This is a genomic window from Undibacterium parvum (genome assembly GCF_003955735.1).
GTDB classification, from domain to species: Bacteria; Pseudomonadota; Gammaproteobacteria; order Burkholderiales; family Burkholderiaceae_D; genus Undibacterium; species Undibacterium parvum.
Genome location: NZ_CP034464.1, coordinates 3533634 through 3552406 on the forward strand (window position 1 = coordinate 3533634; position 18773 = coordinate 3552406).

Here is an 18773-nt window from a genome sequence, read left to right on the forward strand (position 1 = left end):
TTTAAGCGCGCTCGGGTATCAGCTTTACACACCACTGCGTATCAAAGAGGCTTTCAATACTTCGCTTAAGCTGGCGGCACTTTCAGAAAGATGGGCGCGGGTTTCCGGTGTGTAAGATTTTTGCATGGCCTTACGCAATGCCGTCAACAATTGCGTGGCTTGCGCGCGTTGCAGGCTGCGTGCATCGGCCGGTGTGCTAGCCGCAGGTCTGATCAAAGTATTGGCGATCCGTTTCAGATGTTCTCTTTGTAAATTGCGGCGTGCTGCACTGATCTCACTGGCACTGGTTAACTCACTCCAGATCGCTGTTTGCAGCGTGCTGTACAGCTCATTAAGCCCTAGCGTTTTGTTGGCGTCTTTGACTCTTTCGGCCGAGTTGAGCAAGCGCACGGCCACCAGATCCGACATCAATTGATCCAGCACGCTAGTTTGCAGAGCGCTGACGCGGGCAAAAATCGAGACATCATTTCGATTATTCGCCTGGAAATGATCTACCCCTAAGCGACTCAGGAACTCGGGCGCGAACACAAAACTCTTGGACGTAAACAGGCTGTCGGCAATGATCTTTAAAGCCAGGCGTTGCTGTTCTACTGCGACCGGGGTAAAGGTAGCGCGTGCTGTGCCGGCATGATCACGCAGAAAACTGGTGCCACCTATGTACTTGGTCGCAAGAGGCAAGCTGCGAGAGAATTGAGAAAATCCATATTCGAAACTGCGCCTGAGGGCCTCGTAACTATCGCCGGTTTTCAATTGCTGATTTTTTATTTTATCTTGCAATCTATCCCATAATTCACGCGACAATAATAGGCGTTTTTGAAAATAGGCCAATGGGTCAGAGCCCAAATCAAAGCTGTTTACGTCCGGGTCGGATAGCAAACCTGGAACTGCATCTTCATCCGTCGCAAAGGATAAGGCCGGTTCAGTTGAGCGCGCTGCAATCTTTGCCAGTTCTGCGCTTTCTTGTTCGGCTGTGAACTCTTGGTAGGCGTAGGAAATGGCCCAATAGTCGTAGGGGCCTAAGGACGACATCAGGTATTCGCCCTGAACTTCGCCTTTGGCTGAAAGATTAAATGGTAGGTAATCCATCACCGAGCCCGCCATCCCATGCTGCTTGGTAAATACAGGGTCTTGTAGCTGCTTCATGCTGTAGATGGTCGACGAGCGGAAGTTGTGGCGTAGCCCCAAGCTGTGGCCAAGCTCGTGCATGACCACATGTTTGAGGTAAGCCTGTGCCAATTCTTCGGCTTTTGGCCCCGCCATGTCGATGGCGCCGCGTGCCTCTAACAGATCGAGCGCAAAGCCCATTTCGATTGATGCTAGCTGGGTAAAATTACAATCGAGATGATTCGTCTGTGCAGAGCCAAGCGCAGTTGTGTGCATATCTTCCGCCACTGCGCGCCGTATCCCACGAGAAAAAATATCAGATACGGCGATATCGGCATCTAAAATTTCACCGCTACGCTTATCTACTTTGGTGGGGCCGATGGCAAAGCCGACATCGCTGCCAACAAACCAGCGTATCGAGGCGTGGTTGGCATCCATGGTATCGAATTGATCTTTGTCGCTTTGTTGTTTGACGACGATAGCGTTTTTAAAACCAATTTTCTCAAATGCCTTATTCCACTCCAATACACCAGCGCTGATCGTTGCGCGATATTTCTCCGGGATGTTTTGATCCAGCCAATACACGATAGGCTGTTTTGGTTCGGATAAGGCGATACCGGGTTCGGCTTCGGTTTTTTCCAGACGCCAGCGATTGATGAAATAGCGTGCCGTACTAGGTGTCAGATCATCGCTAAAATCGTGACTGGTGCTGACAAAATGGCCTAGTCTATCGTCCGCGAGACGGGGCCGCATAGGCGTGGCGGGCAGGGCGGAAAAGCTGTAATAGAAGCCGACAAAAAAACTGCGCGGATCGGGTGTGGTTAGTGGCGGCGTTGGTATTGCGACTGGGCTAGGAAGTAAAGGCGCAGCAGCGATACGTGGCGTAAAGAAATGTGAATTGACCAGTAAGCCCGATAACTTCTCTTCTGCATAGATTTTGCTAAAGCTGCTATTGCTTCTGTCGTAGGCATAGGTCAGGCGGTAGGCGTTCTCTAACTTTGTTGAATAGCTAGGAATATCGGCAAACAGCAAGGTGCTGGCATCGATCAAGATCGCTTTTGATTCTGCATGCGGCAAACTGAGTACGCTCGCATTGCCGAGCAAACTGTCAGAAAATGCCTGAGCCACCGCTTGTGCCTGCGGCGTACCTGGAGCGGCATAAAAATCAGTATTCTTGGCAATCAATTGCACTTGATTGCCTATGCGCTTAAACACCGCCTGATAGCTATTGCCCATCTGACTGCCGTACAGACCGCGTTCACCCAGGCTGCTGGGGATATTGTAGGAAAAGAAAAAAGGCTGATCGAATTGCCCGGGCCGGATTTCTATCCATACTTTTTCATCTTTTTGATACAGGGTAAAAAATCCCTTGTGCTCTTTGGCATCCTTGATCAGTTCTTTAAACGGACGCAATGCGCTGGGCATTTGCGCCACTGCCACCTGCTGTGGCGTAGTTGCTGTCGGACTTGCTAGCGCATTGGCAGGTGGCGTGACTGGCGTTCCGGTCGCTGGAACCTGCGCACAGGCAGAGCTAGTGACTAGACTGCACAGTGCGATGTAAGGTACTGCTAACTTTAATTGTCTGCCAAAGTACTGTTCAAAATGCATGGATGTTATCCGGATTTATGTTGTCAATGCTTGCGTTCAATGCAGGTCTTGCGAACTATCAATGAGCGTTCTCAATGAGCATTCTCAATTTGGAGTCTCAATAAAAGCCGCCTCATGTTAAGGTTCGCCGCACAGACAATGGGTCATTGCCATATAGCCCTTGGTGCTATTTTGCATATCGGCTAACCAGCTCAATTCTTTTGCCATTTCAGCTGCGGCTTGCAGCGGCACCCCAGACGGTACTACCGCCAGTTTGAATTGATCATTGAGTACCTGACTCAAGCTGGCACCTACGCTCGCGCCTAATAAATTAAAGACACGATCAAATTTGGAGGGCTCGCGTTCTATGTAACTGACCCGATAATCGCTGCCAAGTTTGGCGCGTTTGGCGGCCGAAGCGAGTGCATCGTTATAACTACCTACGGTATCAATCAAGCCGCGCTGCTTGGCTTGCTCACCAGTCCAGACCCGCCCCTGGGCGACTTCGTCTATCTTGGCCTGAGTGGTGTGGCGGGCCGCTGCGGCTTTGCTGGTGAAGTCGAAGTAGATGTGATTGATGCCGGCTTGTATCACTTCGCCAAAGCGTGGATTCATAGGGCGCAGGGGATTGAAGGCGTCGCCTAACCAGGTGGTGGTGGTGCCACCGGTATGCACGCCGATTTTTTCTATGACTTTATCGGCCGTCGGGAAAATCGCGAACACGCCAATAGATCCGGTCACTGTGGCGGCATCGGCAATCACTTCATCTGAGGCCATAGAGATCCAGTAACCACCGGAGGCCGCCACATTACCCATAGAGACCACGACCGGTTTGCCGGCCTTGCGCGTGAGTTCGAGTTCTCGGCGTATTAATTCTGATCCAAAAGCGCTGCCGCCCGGTGAATCAACCCTTAATACGATCGCTTTGATCTGATCGTCTTCGCGTGCTTTGCGTATCAGATTGGCTGTGGATAAGCCACCGATAGAACCAGCAGGCGCCATGCCATCACTGATTTCGCCTGCAGCCACTACCACGCCTACGGCATCGCCGAACAGTGCTGGTTTTTGTTTGGACAGATATTCGTCGAAATTAATTTGCCTAAAACTCTTACTATGTTCGTCTTTCACACCTTTTTGCAGCATGATCTGACGCAATTCATCGCGGGTTTTTAAACCATCCACTAGCTTGCTATTGAGTGCCAGTTTGGCGATGTCGCCGCCTGCTGCATTGAGTAAATTCGGCAAATCATCGATGCCTGCCATGATGGCTCCGGCGGGTAATTTGCGAGCTTTTTCTACGCCATCGGTATACGTTTTCCACATGGCGTTATATAAATAGGCTTCCGCTTCGGCAGCAGCAGCCGAGGGCGCGTTGGCGATATACGGTTCGGCAAAACTCTTGTAGGTACCGACCTTCATCAAATTGATGGTGACTCCGACCTTGTCGAGTGCATCGCGATAATAATTGCGATAACGGCCAAAGCCATTGAGCATTACCGTGCCCATGGGGTGCACGTACACTTCATTGGCATGCGCAGCTAAAAAATATTGGCGTTGATCGTAGTTGGCGCCCCAGGCGACTACTTTTTTACCGCTGGCTTTGAAATTTTCTAGTGCGGCTGCAACTTCGCGCAGCATAGGCAGGCCGGCGCCTTGCATTTCATCGAGTAGCAATACCACGCTGCCGATTTTAGAGTCTTTAGCAGCCGCATTGAGCACCGTTAAAACGTCGCGCAATTGCGTGGTTTTTTTTGTGTCGCCTTTGGCCTCCGCCATCAAAGAGTCGCGTAATCCACCAGAATTTTGCTCTACCAGTTGCCCTTTTAAATCTAATACTAGCGCAGTTTTTTCTTCTAATTTTTTGCCTGCTCCGGAAAAAAAGCCTATGGCGAGCGCCACCAATATGGCTAAAAACAGCATATTGAGAATAAATCTGCGCCCGACATCGAGGGCCTTCCAAACGAAAGCAAAGGATTTTTTTAGGAAAGCAATAGGGGAGAAAGACATGGTGTTTCCTTTACCGATAAATAGGTCGTACTTGTTGTGCTTTACTTCTTAATACTTACGCAAAACCGCCCCAGCGTTGTTGCACTCGCCTCTCGGCACTAGCGTAAGTCTTCAGCGGTCCGCCTAGCTGGAGCAATTTTGCGTAAGTCCTACTTCTAATTAAATACGCCAGGAATTATTCTGGCCAGATACTTTGCAGCAGTTGCGCTAAATGCGCGCCGGCTTTGATTAAGGCCTCTTCTTTAATTTTAAGCATGGTTTTTTCGTATTCTAAGGGTAAGGCGATCGACCAATTGTTGCCGCGTTGGGTTGCGGTGCTCTTACTAAACTGCATGCCGGAAAACGCTGTCTTGGCATCTGCGATCGTTTGATCGGCCCAAAGACTCGGCCAATTTTCTATTGTGCCTGCGGTTTTGTCTAGCTTGCTCGCCTTGAGTTTGAGTACTTCATTCATACGCCCATGTTTATAGGCTTGCGGCAGTTCGTCCCACATGCTGTGAAGATTGCCGCAAGGGCATTGCAGGGCGTTGCCGCCTACGGTATTGCTACCCTTGTCGTAGTGAGTGTGGGCAGCATCCGGATTAATAAGTTTTCCTTGATTGCTAAGAAACACCGAACCCACATGCAAGGGTTGATGCAGATCGCCGACCAAGTGCGTCAATACACTTAAGGCTTCGCGCTCATCTTGAAATTGAAATGGTTGAACCGCTGGCTTACCTTGCAGGAAAGCCACCGCAGCGCCTATCGCATGGACGATGTCGTGCTCATTGGTGCCGACATAGCCAGACTTGTAGTGAGCGTGTTGGATTGCAACGTCGGTGTAGTGATATTGTTTGTGGCAGCTTTCTTCACCTTCAGCCGGATTACAATTGCTATTGTTTCGACGCACATAACTGCTCATGGCGTCTATCCCTTCCTTGGTCTCAAACGGCGCACATTCCGGATATCTTCCGGTTGAGGTGTAAGCAAAATCTTTTTCAGGATTGATGCCTTTGACGCAATCGGCCCATACCGCAACCTGCTCTAAGCTACTTTGCTGCAGGACTTCCGTGACTTTTTGGCCTGCCTTGCTTCCAACCAGTAGCGTATCGGCGATCGCCCCCACGCTATGATGGCCATCCGGCCCCCAGGCAAAACTAGTGAGTGGCATGCAGCAGAAGGTAAATGCGAGGCTTAACAGATGTCGTTTCATGATTTTCCTATCGTGGCAGGCAAGGCCGGTATAAGTCTTAAAAGACAATTCTAATCTGAAACTAGGCATCGTAGTTTGATTAGTTGGCTTGCAGGCAATTTCAATTTTATTATTTTTAAGACTTACGCAAAATTGTTCCAGTTAGGCCTAGCGCCGAGGACATTACGCTATACGGCAAGGCGAATACACCGACGCTGGGGCGGTTTTGCCTAAGCCCTACTTGTAAATAGGCTCACTCTGCGCAAGCATAGACCTGGATTTTTTTCTTAAGTTCCTGCGCTAAATTCGACTAAATGCCCAATAGCATTTAGACTAGACGACTTTTATCAAATTTTCCCAGCTCGCACGGGCAATGGATAACATCTTTGTCGAAAGAATGTGGCGAAGCTTGAAATGCGAAGATGTGTCTTTAAGAAATCACAAACATATGCAAGATTTGATGTTGGGTTTGACGCACCACTTTAATAATGAGCCAAATCGCCAAGCGCTGGACTATCTTGCACCGAACATAGTGCATCGGTTCAGCGTTGGCGGCGGCTGTGGCGCAAAGATCTTGGATGATTTGCGGTCCAATTGCGGAATTGGCTGTTGCGCTAAGCTCTACATGCGACTCCGCAATTGCAAAGGCGGAATCAAAAATAGTAACGACGTCAAAAGCAGAAGCAAAACAAAAACCTCGGCAGAGCCGTGTGGCCGTAGCAGAAAAGACATTATCTTAAAATAGGTGAATATTTGTCTCTAGGAAGGGGGCACTTGAGTATAGATTTCCTGCCTAAGTTTATAGATGAGTTAAATGTGTACGGTGATTGGACGCAATAGAGTGGCTTTTGGGTTTTGCTTAATCTAGTTATGGTGGCATATTGTTTTGTAAGGAGCGTAAAGAAATTTGGAAAAACAACGTTTTGTTATTCTTAATTTTCTTTTTTTGCAATAAACCTCCAGCTTTGTTGTGGGTACTTTGATTATTGGGGCAACATCAAAATTTACATACCTAATTTTGAGGTTTCGATTTAAATGAATGGTAATAAATATAAATGTGGAGAAATATTGGATGTTAAAAGATAGTAGTAATGGAAAATTTTCCTTGATAGGCTTTGATAAATTCCCCCTAGTTGTATATGCGATATGCATGCTTGGGTTCGCTATAACAAGCGCTTCTAATTATCCTGGCTTGATGACACCAGATTCTGATTTTCAATTCTTGCAGGCATCTAGCCTTTCTTTTTCGGATTGGCATCCACCAATAATGGCTCTTGTTTGGAGCGCATTACTTAATATTGTTGATGGGCCGCTTGGGATGCTATTTTTGTTCGGTGCGCTATATTGGGGGTCTTTTGCCTTAATCGCGAAATCTATGGGGGGAAGATCAAAACAGGCCGCGGCTCTTCTTTTAGCCTTTGCATTCTGCCCGTTTTCTATAAATTTTGTAGGAACAATTTGGAAGGACGTATTTGTTTTTGTGTTTTTTTTATTTGGTCTTTCAATTATTGTGCGCAGCCACTTTAATGGAGTACTTCTAAAGAGGCGAGCGGCTGTTTTTTTGGTTTTTATTTTTGCTACGGGGGCTTTGGCTCGGCATAACGCAATTCTTTCAGGGATGGTATTGTCTGTTTTGTGCCTGACTTACACGAAAAATGGGACGGTTAAAGGTTTTCCAAGATTTGTATTCATAGCGCTCAACGCTATGATTTTATTTTCTGTAATATTCGCCGGAATGTTTTTTACTATTGATCATTTCGCAAAACCAGAAAAAAAATATGCTAGCTCCTCACTATTTGTTTACGACCTGGTTGGAGTATCTATTCGGTCAAAAGAGTATCTTTTGCCGAAGTCGGAGTCTTTCAATGTGGAAAACATTAAGACGTGCTACGAAAACAAAGGATGGGATAAGGTATGGGCTTCCTGCCCTCAGTTAATAGATGAATTGAATATGAACGGTGATTGGAAGCAATTGCGTGGCTATTGGATATCAGCCATCGCAAAATATCCAACACTATATCTAAAACATCGGCTTTATCATTTCACTTCATTCTTTGATCCAGCTTGGCTTGTATTCAATTCAGAACCGACAAAGATAAATAAGGATTTTGGCTTTAAGCGATCTATTTTCTTTAATACTATGGAGTCATATATCAAGGGAGCAGCATCTGCGCCAGGTGTTTCTATTTTTTTTACGAATGGCTTTTGGGTTTTGCTTAATCTATTTATGGTTGCATATTGTTTTGTAAGGTGTAGCAAGAAATTTGAGAAAAATGATATTTTTTTACTCCTTATTTCACTTTCTGGATTAGCTTATTCTGGACCACTAATACTGGGTGGCGTTGCTCCGGATTTTCGTTACGTTTACTGGTCTATCGGATCTTCAATAATTTTCATTTCATTTGCTCTTTCGATGTCGGAGCGTAAAAAAACCGGGGGTTTTCCAGTATGAATGACAAAGAAAATATGCCTCAGTTTCAAGATGTTAATACATTGATCGGCATGGTAAAATCGTTGGCGCAAAATGAAAATATTTCTAATTTAAATCAGGACGTGATTCGAGAGTTTTCGGAGCGTTTGGCCTCTTTCGATGTAGATATTCTTGCCGCGCTGCAGAGTGACCGTGAGGGTGCGATCTCTAGTATCAAACTTCTCTCCCAAGTAGATCAAAGGGACGCAGTATTTTCGCTTCTCGCTAACTTGGAGATACCCCGCGACGACAGTGAGTTCTTGGAAGTTTCCATCAATGTTGGACTGGGCGGCGATGCTGCAGTGACGCATCAGTGGATTGTCGATTACGATATCGTTGGGCAACGACTAGAGATGATCCAGACGATCGTCTTACCTTATATCGCTGCGAACTGTCCCGAAAAAACTCTGTTTCACGCGTTGAAGCTGTACGAGGCTAACGCGTTATCCCTGAATCAGCCACTGATTAATCCGCAGGCAATCTACGATATCATCAGTGTCGCAAGAGGCGGTCGTGTTGCTGAGTTTTCAGCCCGAGGTATCGTCCGATCTGCGGATCGGAATGACTCAGTTAGGTTGGTTCTGCCAAACGAAATCTTTAATGTTTTGTTGCGGTTGGCTTGGACCGCTCAAGATTACCTATTCGAGCTTCATGAGCGGTATGCTCCAGATGAACTGATCCGGTTACTAAAGACACTGGAAAAAGTGGTTCCAGTTTATCTCATTCCCACACATCTTGGTTATCCCATGGGTGGTGGTGAAAGCTTCATGCATCAGACTTGCCGGATACTTAGTGAGTTTGCGGTCAAATGTGTCTGGGTCAGTTTTCTTGATCCAAAAACAGGCTGGTACACTCAGGATTCATTGACTTATACACCTTATTACATTGATGTTCGTTATGCAGGGGGAATGTGTAGAGATGATATGCAGCGTGCGATAGACATCTATTGTCCTGACCTGATTCACGCACAAGGCGGGACTAATGATGCCGCAATGGAAATCGCAGAGCAAAGTCGGTGTACAACAATGATCGGGTATCACTTTTGGAGTGGCTTGATTGAGTTGGGGCAAACCGGTAATCGTCACATTATTGAGAATCTAACCGAACACAGACTCCGCCCCTCCCCCGCGCAGCAATCTGCGTTGGTCTGGAAATATGTCGCTTCAGAATTCATGCAAGATGTGTATGCACGTCTTGGTGGCTCAGAAGCGCTTAACATCGTTCATCCCATTTCTGATAACGCTCAGTTCCTTGTGAAACGTGGCGACTTTGGAACCTATGTACTACAAATCAACGTATGCACTCTGAAGGGGGGTAACATTTTTCTGGACAGTGTCAAAGCTCTCGGAGATAAAATTCCTTTTATGGGGATTCAGGGGGAGCCAGAACATTCAGATTTTTCAAATCGACTTACTGAGGAAGTTGCCCGACATGATCTTTGCACGTTGATGTCATACGGTAATGTCCGTGAGTTTTATCAGAAAGCTAGGTTAGTTATTGTCCCTACTCTGGTAGATGAAACTTTCTGTCGTGTAGCTTTTGAAGCTGCTATGAATGGAATCCCCGTACTTTGTACTGCCAATGGTTTCTTGCCTTCGATGTTCGGCGATACAGGGGTTTACTTGCCAGAAGATTCCGCTGAATGGATTACTGCAATCCGAGATCTCTATTACGATGTAGATCGGTTAAGAAATATTGGCGAGATGCAGCGAGCACGATTGCAATCAATGTTCGGCAGTGATTTTCACGGGTTCATTCAGTCTGCCATGCGCTTGATCGACAATTCAGCGACTCGCAATATTGGAGTCTTTACTGTCTGGGGTGATCAGGGACTAGGCAATCTCGCCCATACACATACGAAATTGCTCCGAAGCGTTGGCTATAAAGTTCATATCTTTTCCTTTCAGCCATATACAGCGATCGGAAACGCACTTGTTAGGCAAACCAATCCCGATGACTGGAGTGTTCCAGCCAACGCCGATTCTATCTATTATTCGTTTAATCATCGAGAAGCGGTTACAGTCCACGAACTGACCCAGTTCATCTTGATCAATAATATCCACACATTGATAGTCCCAGAGATCTGCTGGAACACAAATTGGGAGCGGCTATTCGATACTCAAGTACAAGTTACCAAGCTGATGATTTGTAGCATCCCGATGATCGAGATTGTCATCAGGGAAGAAATTTCGAATCACAACAGGCTGACATCAACACTCTATTGCACTAGATCGGCAGAAAAGGTGCTGAACGAGTCGGGTGTGAATAATGGCGTATTTTTGGGTCATGGATTCGGCCTGCCTTTGACCTTGACGAGGGTGGAAGCGAAACGCCTCCGCCTGGCTCAGCGGCCAAAAATTCGTTTTTTGCATGTTGCTGGCCACAATCCTAAAATCCGTAAGAACACGAATCAAGTAATCGAGGCATTTTCTCAAGCTCTAACGTTGCGGGATGATATCGAGCTGACAGTAACTTCAATGGATCCAGTATCGACCTATTATTCAGACGAGTTGCCTTCTGGCATAACAATTATTGACCGTTGCTTATCACGAGACGAGATACTCGATCTTTATGAAGAGCACGATGTAAGTATTCAAGTATCCTCCCATGAGGGATTGGGACTTGGGTTTTATGAATCTCTCTGCCGTAGCACGCCGGTCTTGTCTCTGGATTCCCCTCCCCACAATGAGATTGTGCTTGAAGGCAAAACTGGATGGCTGATTCCGGCCCGCTCCACGCATGTAGCCGACAATGAAAAAGCGGTTGTGGAGGCTTGGCGCTTCAATACCAATGATCTCACCAGCCGAATCGTCCTTTTGAATCAAGAAGCGATCGATCGGGTAACTGTGAGTACCGGAGCGATTTATAAAACCCGCTTTGATGAAGTGGCCCTACTGACCCGCTTCCTGCAGGTGCTGCCACGCGGCAATGCGTGCCAACTGTCAAATAAGTCTGCGGCAGTGGGTGGTCTTGTTGATGTCAATGTGTCTGATGCTTACTTAGCGGAAGTCACGATGAATGAACACGTTGCCGAGAGGCCGCAAGAGTCATGTGGAGTCATTGCATCAGTTCCTGGAAGTGTGAAATTTCTAGTCAAACGAGTTCTGTTTAAAACGTTGAGAGCTGTCTATCAACTAACCAAGCCAATCACGCGCCGAATTGCGTTCAGATTGCGGTTATTGATGATAGAAGCCACCGATGATTTGCGCCACGAAATTGGCAAGCTCAACAATGACGTTCGCGACATTGCAAAGAAGCAAATTTTGATGGATCATGAGTTGGCGATGCTTGCCGAAGCAAGCGACAGCCAAAATTGGAAGACTCTCGGAGTTGCGAGTGCGGTAAGCGCCCTTTCACGGTCAAGCCGTTCCGCTCTTGAGGAAGCACGCGCAACCCGTTCCGCTCTTGAGGAGGCGCGCGCAACCCGTGTTGCTTTTGAGGAGGCACGTTCAACCCACGCTATTCTTGAGGAGATTCGTCGTGAGGTTGAATTCATCAAGCACCGCACTGCTACCTATGCCGGACAGGGCGCAGTCCTGACCTACCTAAAGGATGAGAGCCCCATATTTGTTAATACAGGTGACTTAGGCTGCCCCTCACCCATTGTCAATGGCGGGATTTGGGAGCCAGAAAATCTCAGTGTCTTGTATAGCTTCATTACTAGCAATACTGTATTTCTCGACATTGGTGCCAATATTGGTTATTTCTCCATCGCTATCGGCAATCGCCTCAAACGAAGTGGCAAGGTGTTCGCTGTCGAGCCTCATCCTACACTGACCAACTTAATCGAACGCAGTGTTCAGCTAAACAGCCTCGAAGCCGTGGTGCAGATCTTTCAATGCGCGGTCTCCGATCAAGAGGGGGCGCTCGACCTTTTTTACCCAGATGATCATCTTGGGAAAGGCTCATCCACTCGCAACGCAGACGAACAGGGGCGATGCCTTTCTGTACATGCACATCGCTTGGACTCACTTCTGCCCCAAGATGTGGTCGTCGATTTAATTAAGATCGACGTTGAGGGCCACGAGTTGAGTGTGTTGCGGGGTATGCATGAGGTGCTGCAACGATCACCTAATGTCAAAGTGCTGTTCGAAAAATTGGACTCATCCAACACGGAAACAGACGAGATCGGCAGATTGATGCGCGAACACGGTCTAGCTCTTTACGGAGTCGGCCCCCATGCCTTACTCGTCCCTCTGGATATAGCCAGCTATCAGACTTGGATTGGAGATGTTCTTGCCGCACCATTCGACGCAATCGACAGGCTTTTACGCACTGGTTTCTCTGTCTATCCCGGACAACTGTCCGGCACCGGTTCGACTGATGGCTTAATGACAACCTACACGGCAGAACAGGCAGGAGTGGTCTTCTTCGGACCTGATTGGTATCTGCGCCAAGGGAGTTGGGACATCCGGCTACATGGTCGCATTAGGGGCGCTGTGCGCATGGTTGTTGTTGAGGAACACAAGAACATCATAGCCGAATTTGAAATGTCTGGCGTCGATCTAAAGGCCAACTTTACTGTCACTCACGATATTACCCATTTCGAGGTGCGTGCATATGCCGAGGCTGGAGTGGTAATCGATCTTGAACGTATCGAGTTCCAACATTGTCTGAATCTTTGACGTTATTGCTATTATAGTCCGTCGTTAATTGGAATTTCATCAGAGATCTAGTGCCTACCTCCCTTAGTTGACGAACACGACACCTGATGAATTTCCAGAGACTAGACCTTATGAAGAGGCTATACCATCGAGCGTGCGGTATTAGGTGAAATATGCAGCGCAAACCTCTTGTGAGGTCCCATCCATGCGGACCTTCCCGTGCTCTAACCATATCGCACGATTGCATGTGTTCATAACCAATTCCCGTGAATGGCTCGCTATTACTAGAATATTTGTTGATTGAACTAATTCAGACATGCGAGCTTCAGCCTTGTGCCTAAACCCCTCATCTCCTACAGATAGCCATTCATCCATCAAAAGAATTTCTGGGCGAACGATTGTAGACACTGCAAATGCGAGACGCAGATGCATCCCCGTTGAATAGGTTCGCAGAGGCATGTCAATAAAGTCACCCAGTTCAGAAAACTCGATGATGTCATTGATTTGTTTGCTTATGTCAGACTTCTTCATTCCAAGCAGGCCACCACGAAGGAAAATGTTCTCTCTGCCATTAGCCTCAGGGTCTATTCCTAGCGAAATGTCTATCAGAGAGCCAATCTCACCAATAATACGAGAAGACCCGGACGAGGGTTCATAAACGCCACTTAGCAAACGCAGTAGCGTACTTTTCCCTGCTCCATTGTGACCGAGAAGACCTACTCGATCACCATCTTTTAAAGTAAATGTCAGTCCCTCAAGCGCTCGGACAACAACACGCCCTGTTTGATCTGCTCCTAACTGGCCGCCTGTCGCGACCTGGATCAGGCGCTTTTTTAATGATCTGCCGTTTGCGTTATAAATTGGAAAATCAACGCAAACATTGTTAAATTCGATAGTAGCCATAGGTTTCTTCTTTTATAGCCAGTAAGCAATACGGCGTTTGTAGTGACCATAAATGGTTAATGCAATAACCCATCCAAACAATGCTAGTGCCAGCGATACCACCCAATTCGTCCATGTTGGAAATTGCCCAAGCAAAGGGGAGCGCACGATTTCAAGTAAGTGAAACACAGGATTTAAATCTAGTAAGTAAAGCCCCGCTCGATCAGGGAGAAGATGCGGCATCCACATGATAGGCGTCAGATAAAAAACTACTTGAATAACACTTCCTATAATCTGTGGGAGGTCGCGGTACCTTGCACATATAACGCTAAGAATAAGTGCTACCCAAGTCAAATTTATAAGCAATAAAATAAATCCTGGAATGCTAATGAGTGCAACTAAACCCACTGGTTTTCCAACAGCGAGAAGCACAAGAGGAAAAATCACTATGTTATGACCAAGAATCAAAACATTACGCCAAATCATACGCAATATGTGCACAAACAAAGGGATCGGAAGTTGCTTTACAATTCCTTCAGCTGCAATAAAACCAGTACATCCCTCACTAACGATCGCGGATATAAAGCTCCAGAGAATTGTCCCTGCAGCAAGAAATGGCAAAAATTCTGTTAGTGGGGCTTTGAAGATCTGACCAAACACAACGCCCATTGTTCCGATCATGATAGCCATGCTGATGGTCAACCAGAACGGTCCTAAGGCTGACCGTCTGTAGCGTTGACGAACGTCTTGCCATCCCAGCATGCCCACTAAAGGGTAGCGCCGTACAGCAGCAGTTATGTCTGAGAGTGCGATTGTTAGAGAGTAGCTAGGCATTAAAAGGTCATAAAAAAATAACGCATTATAGCGATAAATTTTTAAACATGTAAATTTTATTACTTCGCCAATATTGACTCCCAAGATTAAGAAGTGCTTGTCTTCGTGCTATTGCCAGCAGTATGAGTAAATTTTAAATACCTTGCAACTATGTTTTATGCGCTTTTCTGCTATTAAGGAGTATATATATGAAAAGAACTTTATATAGTCAGCGACTGAATAAAACAGTGCGTTGGCGTGAGGAGGCGATCTCAGTCCGATTTCGTAGCAGATTAGCGGCTGGATTTTTTTCTTAAGTTCCTGCGCTAAATTCGACTAAATGCGCAATAGCCGTTAGACTAGACGACTTTTCTCAAATTTTCCTGGCTCGCCCGAAATGAATGCATCAACCGAACATACAGTACCGTCCTCAGAGCAGCCTAGCGATGAGATTGCGGCCGAGACTCTAGATCAGTCGGAAGCGCAACTGGTCCCTAAGTCAGTGAGCAGCGATCTTATCAAGCGTGAAGTTGCGCGTCGTCGTACTTTCGGGATTATTTCGCATCCGGATGCTGGTAAAACCACGCTGACCGAAAAGCTTTTGATGTTTTCTGGCGCGATACAATTGGCCGGTACCGTGAAGGCACGTAAGAGTGGGCGTCACGCCACCTCCGACTGGATGGAAATCGAGAAACAGCGCGGCATTTCTGTCGCCAGCTCGGTGATGCAGTTTGAGTACCGCGATCACGTGGTCAATCTGCTTGATACCCCGGGTCACCAGGATTTTTCTGAAGATACCTACCGCGTTCTGACCGCCGTCGATTCTGCTTTGATGGTGATCGATGCGGCCAAGGGTGTGGAAGAACAAACCATTAAATTGCTCAACGTTTGTCGAATGCGCAATACGCCGATTATTACCTTCGTCAACAAGATGGACCGCGAGACGCGCGATCCTTTGGAGTTGCTCGATGAACTGGAATCGGTACTCAAGATACAGTGTGCGCCGGTGACCTGGCCTATTGGCATGGGCAAAACTTTCCGCGGTGTGTATCACATCCTGAAAGACGAGATCATGCTGTTTGCGGCCGGTAGTGAACGTGCCGATCAGCAGTTTGAAGTACTCAAGGGTATCAATAACCCGCGTCTGGCCGAACTTTTTCCTCTGGAAATTGAACAGCTAAAGATGGAAATCGAACTGGTACAGGGCGCTTCGCACCCGTTTGATCTCAATGCCTTCCTGGCGGGTACGCAAACGCCGGTGTTCTTTGGGTCGGCGATTAATAACTTTGGTGTGCGCGAAATTCTCAATGCGCTGCTCGATTGGGCACCAGCACCTTGTGAGCGCGATGCTACCGTGCGCTCGGTTTTGCCGACTGAAGTGCCATTCTCGGGTTTCGTCTTCAAGATACAAGCAAATATGGATCCGGCGCATCGCGATCGCATTGCATTTTTGCGCGTGTGTTCCGGTCATTTTGAGCGCGGCATGAAGCTCAAGCATTTGCGCCTGAACCGTGAGATTAAGGTCTCATCGGTGGTGGCCTTCATGGCATCGAGCCGCGAGCAAGTCGAAGAAGCTTACGCTGGCGATATCATCGGTTTGCCGAATCACGGCAATATGCAGATCGGCGACAGTTTTTCTGAAGGTGAGTTCTTGCAATTTACCGGTATCCCTTACTTTGCTCCGGATTTTTTCCGTACAGCCCGCATTCTTAATCCTATGAAAACCAAGCAATTGCAAAAAGGTTTGCAGCAATTGGGTGAAGAGGGCGCGGTGCAAGTATTTAAACCCGTCAATAGTGGCGATCTGGTGTTGGGCGCGGTCGGTGTATTGCAGTTTGAAGTGGTAGCCAGCCGCCTCAAAAATGAATACGGCGTGGATGCCGTGTTTGAAGGTACCAGCATCAGCAGCGCGCGCTGGGTTACTTGTGAAGACAAGAAGATTATGGCCGATTTTGAGCGCTCAAGCGCAGGGCACAATCTGGCGCACGATGCCGCAGGTAATCTGGCTTATCTGGCCAGTTCAGGCGTGAATCTACGCTTGACGCAAGAACGCTGGCCTGATGTGGTGTTTCATGCGACCCGTGAACACGCTGCTAAATTAGAGTAAGACCCACAGAAATTGAAGTAGAAGTAGAAGTAGAAAGTGCAGCGCATTAGTGCTGCACTTTTTATTTTGCCTGCCTGATTGCGCAATAGCAACGGGCTTCTCCGGCCGGCTTGTCCGCTGAGCCGCTTCCTGTAACACTCTCCGGCCTGCCGCCCCGCAAACGCTATGAATTGGCGCTACTCCAGCCTGCTTAGGCTAGCAGGCAAGCGCCACGCTGGTCTATAAGCTATCGATACAAAGCTAGTGTTGTAGCTATGCCTACAGGCCGCTAGAAATCATCTAGGCTAGCCGAATCAGCGGTATAGTTGAATAATCAAGTGACAAGCTGGTGTGGTTCCTATATGCCGCCTTGCTTAGTCCGTAAAAAACCAAAAATCCCTAGCACCCCATAGAGGAGACAAGCATGGAAATCCCTAGTGTAAAACATCTGGTCAGCGAGCAAGAGTGGGCTTTACGGGTTGATCTGGCGGCCTGTTATCGCCTGGTCGCAGCGTATGGCTGGAGTGACCTGGTGTTCACCCATATCAGTGCCCGTGTGCCTGGACCTGAGCACCATTTCCTGATCAATCCTTACGGTTTAATGTTTGATGAGATCACCGCGTCGTCTCTGGTGAAAGTCGATCAGCAGTGTAACAAGATGATCGCCTCGCCTTTTCCGGTGAATCCTGCTGGATTTGTGATCCACAGCGCGGTGCATGAGGCGCGCGAGGATGTGCAATGTGTTTTGCATACACATACCCGAGCCGGGGTGGCGGTGAGTGCGCAAAAATGCGGTGTGCTGGCTATCTCACAGCAATCGACTTTTGTGCTGGCTTCATTGGCTTACCATGACTATGAAGGTGTCGCGTTTCGCGAGGACGAAAAGCCGCGCTTGCAAGCCGATATGGGACGTGCCAACTTTTTGATGTTGCGCAATCACGGCCTGCTGGTGGCAGGTAAGAGCATTGCCGATGCCTTCCTCTCCATGTACACCTTTGAGGCGGCTTGTCAGATCCAGATCAGCGCACAAGCCGGCGGCGAATTGACGCAGATTAATCCGCAGATCGTGCAGGGCGTGGCGGAGGCGATGCGGGTGCAGACTGGCGGCATGGGCGGCGCTTTTGTCTGGCCATCGCTGATACGCAAACTCGAGCGTAGCGATCAAAGCTATAAATTATGACGAGGTATTGATGAACGATCTCAGACTTTCGATACAAACTATCAGGAATGCAGTATGCAAGTGATCATCATCACCGGCAGCTCCGATGGCATAGGTGCTGAAATGGCGCGCCAACTGGCTAGGCAATACGGGGCTCAACTGGCTTTGGTATTGGCGGCGCGTAACGAGCTCTTATTGCAGCAGGTGGCGGCCAAATGTCGCGCCAGCGGAGCCCAGACACTAGTGCTAAAAACCGATGTGTCGCAGCAGGCCGAGTGCCGCGCGCTGGTCGCTGGCACGATAGAAAAATTCGGCAGGCTAGACGCTCTGATCAATAATGCCGGTCGCTCGGCGCAAGCACTGTTTGCTGAGGTGGATGATCTGAGCTGGTATGAAGAGCTGATGCGGATTAATTTTTGGGGCAGCCTGTGGTGTACCCATGCCGCCTTGCCGCATCTGAAGGCCAGCAAGGGCAAGATCGTTGCCGTCTCATCATTGGCCGGATTAATCGGTGTGCCGGGACGCACCGCGTATAGCGCGAGTAAATTTGCCATGGGCGGATTTTTTGAAAGCTTACGCGCCGAACTCAAAGAGTCTGGCGTGAGCGTGACAGTCGCTTACCCCGGCGTAGTCGCAACCCAGATTCGCTATCGTGGTTACAATGCCGCTGGCCAGGCAGCTGGCAGCAGCGGTCTGAAGGAAGATCATGCTATGTCGGTAGAGCAGTGTGCTAGCCTGATACTGGCTGGTATGCAGCAAGGCAAACGTGAAGTGGTGATGTCGACTAAAGGCAAGTTAGGGCGCTGGCTAAAATTGCTGCTGCCTAATCTGGTCGATAAAATCGCGATGGCGGCATTGAAGAAAGAAGTGCGGCCAGAATAGCGCTGCTG

10 protein-coding genes are annotated in these 18773 nt (G+C 48.1%); 5 read left to right on the forward strand and 5 right to left on the reverse strand.

Annotated features, from left to right (window positions below):
- Positions 1-24 precede the first annotated feature (24 nt).
- From EJN92_RS15485 to EJN92_RS15495, 3 genes are all read right to left on the reverse strand, one after another.
- On the reverse strand, positions 25-2712 hold the full coding sequence (locus EJN92_RS15485) for a zinc-dependent metalloprotease (RefSeq protein ID WP_126128653.1): 2688 nt from the start codon (positions 2710-2712) through the stop codon (positions 25-27).
- A 117-nt stretch (positions 2713-2829) separates the two neighbouring features.
- Positions 2830-4698, reverse strand: a complete 1869-nt coding sequence (gene sppA, locus EJN92_RS15490) for a signal peptide peptidase SppA (protein ID WP_126128654.1) — start codon at positions 4696-4698, stop codon at positions 2830-2832.
- Positions 4699-4873: 175 nt separating this feature from the next.
- Positions 4874-5890 carry a S1/P1 nuclease gene (locus tag EJN92_RS15495; protein ID WP_157984378.1) on the reverse strand — a complete coding sequence of 339 codons (1017 nt, stop codon included), beginning with the start codon at positions 5888-5890 and terminating at the stop codon, positions 4874-4876.
- A 1051-nt stretch (positions 5891-6941) separates the two neighbouring features.
- Between EJN92_RS15495 and EJN92_RS15500 the strand changes: the two genes are divergently transcribed.
- Together EJN92_RS15500 and EJN92_RS15505 are read left to right on the forward strand one after the other, a co-directional pair.
- Positions 6942-8321, forward strand: coding sequence for a hypothetical protein (locus EJN92_RS15500; protein WP_126128656.1), 1380 nt, complete (start codon positions 6942-6944; stop codon positions 8319-8321).
- Positions 8318-12964 (forward strand): FkbM family methyltransferase, encoded by a 4647-nt coding sequence (locus EJN92_RS15505; protein ID WP_126128657.1) that lies wholly within the window; start codon positions 8318-8320, stop codon positions 12962-12964. Before EJN92_RS15500 ends, EJN92_RS15505 begins: the two co-directional genes overlap by 4 nt.
- Before the next feature lie 141 nt (positions 12965-13105).
- Here the strand turns inward: EJN92_RS15505 and EJN92_RS15510 are convergent, their stop codons facing one another.
- Together EJN92_RS15510 and EJN92_RS15515 are read right to left on the reverse strand one after the other, a co-directional pair.
- Positions 13106-13846 carry an ABC transporter ATP-binding protein gene (locus EJN92_RS15510; RefSeq protein WP_126128658.1) on the reverse strand — a complete coding sequence of 247 codons (741 nt, stop codon included), beginning with the start codon at positions 13844-13846 and terminating at the stop codon, positions 13106-13108.
- Between the two features lie 12 nt (positions 13847-13858).
- A complete protein-coding gene (locus EJN92_RS15515) occupies positions 13859-14743 on the reverse strand; it encodes an ABC transporter permease (RefSeq protein WP_227869570.1) in 885 nt (294 codons plus the stop codon).
- 292 nt (positions 14744-15035) lie between these two features.
- On the opposite strand from EJN92_RS15515, the gene EJN92_RS15520 reads away from it, so the two are divergent.
- The 3 genes from EJN92_RS15520 to EJN92_RS15530 all read left to right on the forward strand — a co-directional run bounded on the left by EJN92_RS15520 (position 15036) and on the right by EJN92_RS15530 (position 18765).
- Positions 15036-16745, forward strand: coding sequence for a peptide chain release factor 3 (locus EJN92_RS15520; protein WP_126128659.1), 1710 nt, complete (start codon positions 15036-15038; stop codon positions 16743-16745).
- A gap of 403 nt (positions 16746-17148) precedes the next feature.
- A complete protein-coding gene (locus EJN92_RS15525) occupies positions 17149-17904 on the forward strand; it encodes a class II aldolase/adducin family protein (protein ID WP_126128660.1) in 756 nt (251 codons plus the stop codon).
- Between the two features lie 54 nt (positions 17905-17958).
- Positions 17959-18765, forward strand: coding sequence for an SDR family oxidoreductase (locus tag EJN92_RS15530; RefSeq protein WP_126128661.1), 807 nt, complete (start codon positions 17959-17961; stop codon positions 18763-18765).
- The last annotated feature ends 8 nt before the right edge of the window (positions 18766-18773 follow it).

Bases quoted from the DNA above. Each gene is read 5' to 3' on its own strand.
- EJN92_RS15485 (WP_126128653.1), bottom strand. From the start codon at position 2,712: ATGCATTTTGAACAGTACTTTGGCAGACAATTAAAGTTAGCAGTACCT.
- sppA (WP_126128654.1), bottom strand. From the start codon at position 4,698: ATGTCTTTCTCCCCTATTGCTTTCCTAAAAAAATCCTTTGCTTTCGTT.
- EJN92_RS15495 (WP_157984378.1), bottom strand. From the start codon at position 5,890: ATGAAACGACATCTGTTAAGCCTCGCATTTACCTTCTGCTGCATGCCA.
- EJN92_RS15500 (WP_126128656.1), top strand. From the start codon at position 6,942: ATGTTAAAAGATAGTAGTAATGGAAAATTTTCCTTGATAGGCTTTGAT.
- EJN92_RS15505 (WP_126128657.1), top strand. From the start codon at position 8,318: ATGAATGACAAAGAAAATATGCCTCAGTTTCAAGATGTTAATACATTG.
- EJN92_RS15510 (WP_126128658.1), bottom strand. From the start codon at position 13,846: ATGGCTACTATCGAATTTAACAATGTTTGCGTTGATTTTCCAATTTAT.
- EJN92_RS15520 (WP_126128659.1), top strand. From the start codon at position 15,036: ATGAATGCATCAACCGAACATACAGTACCGTCCTCAGAGCAGCCTAGC.
- EJN92_RS15525 (WP_126128660.1), top strand. From the start codon at position 17,149: ATGGAAATCCCTAGTGTAAAACATCTGGTCAGCGAGCAAGAGTGGGCT.
- EJN92_RS15530 (WP_126128661.1), top strand. From the start codon at position 17,959: ATGCAAGTGATCATCATCACCGGCAGCTCCGATGGCATAGGTGCTGAA.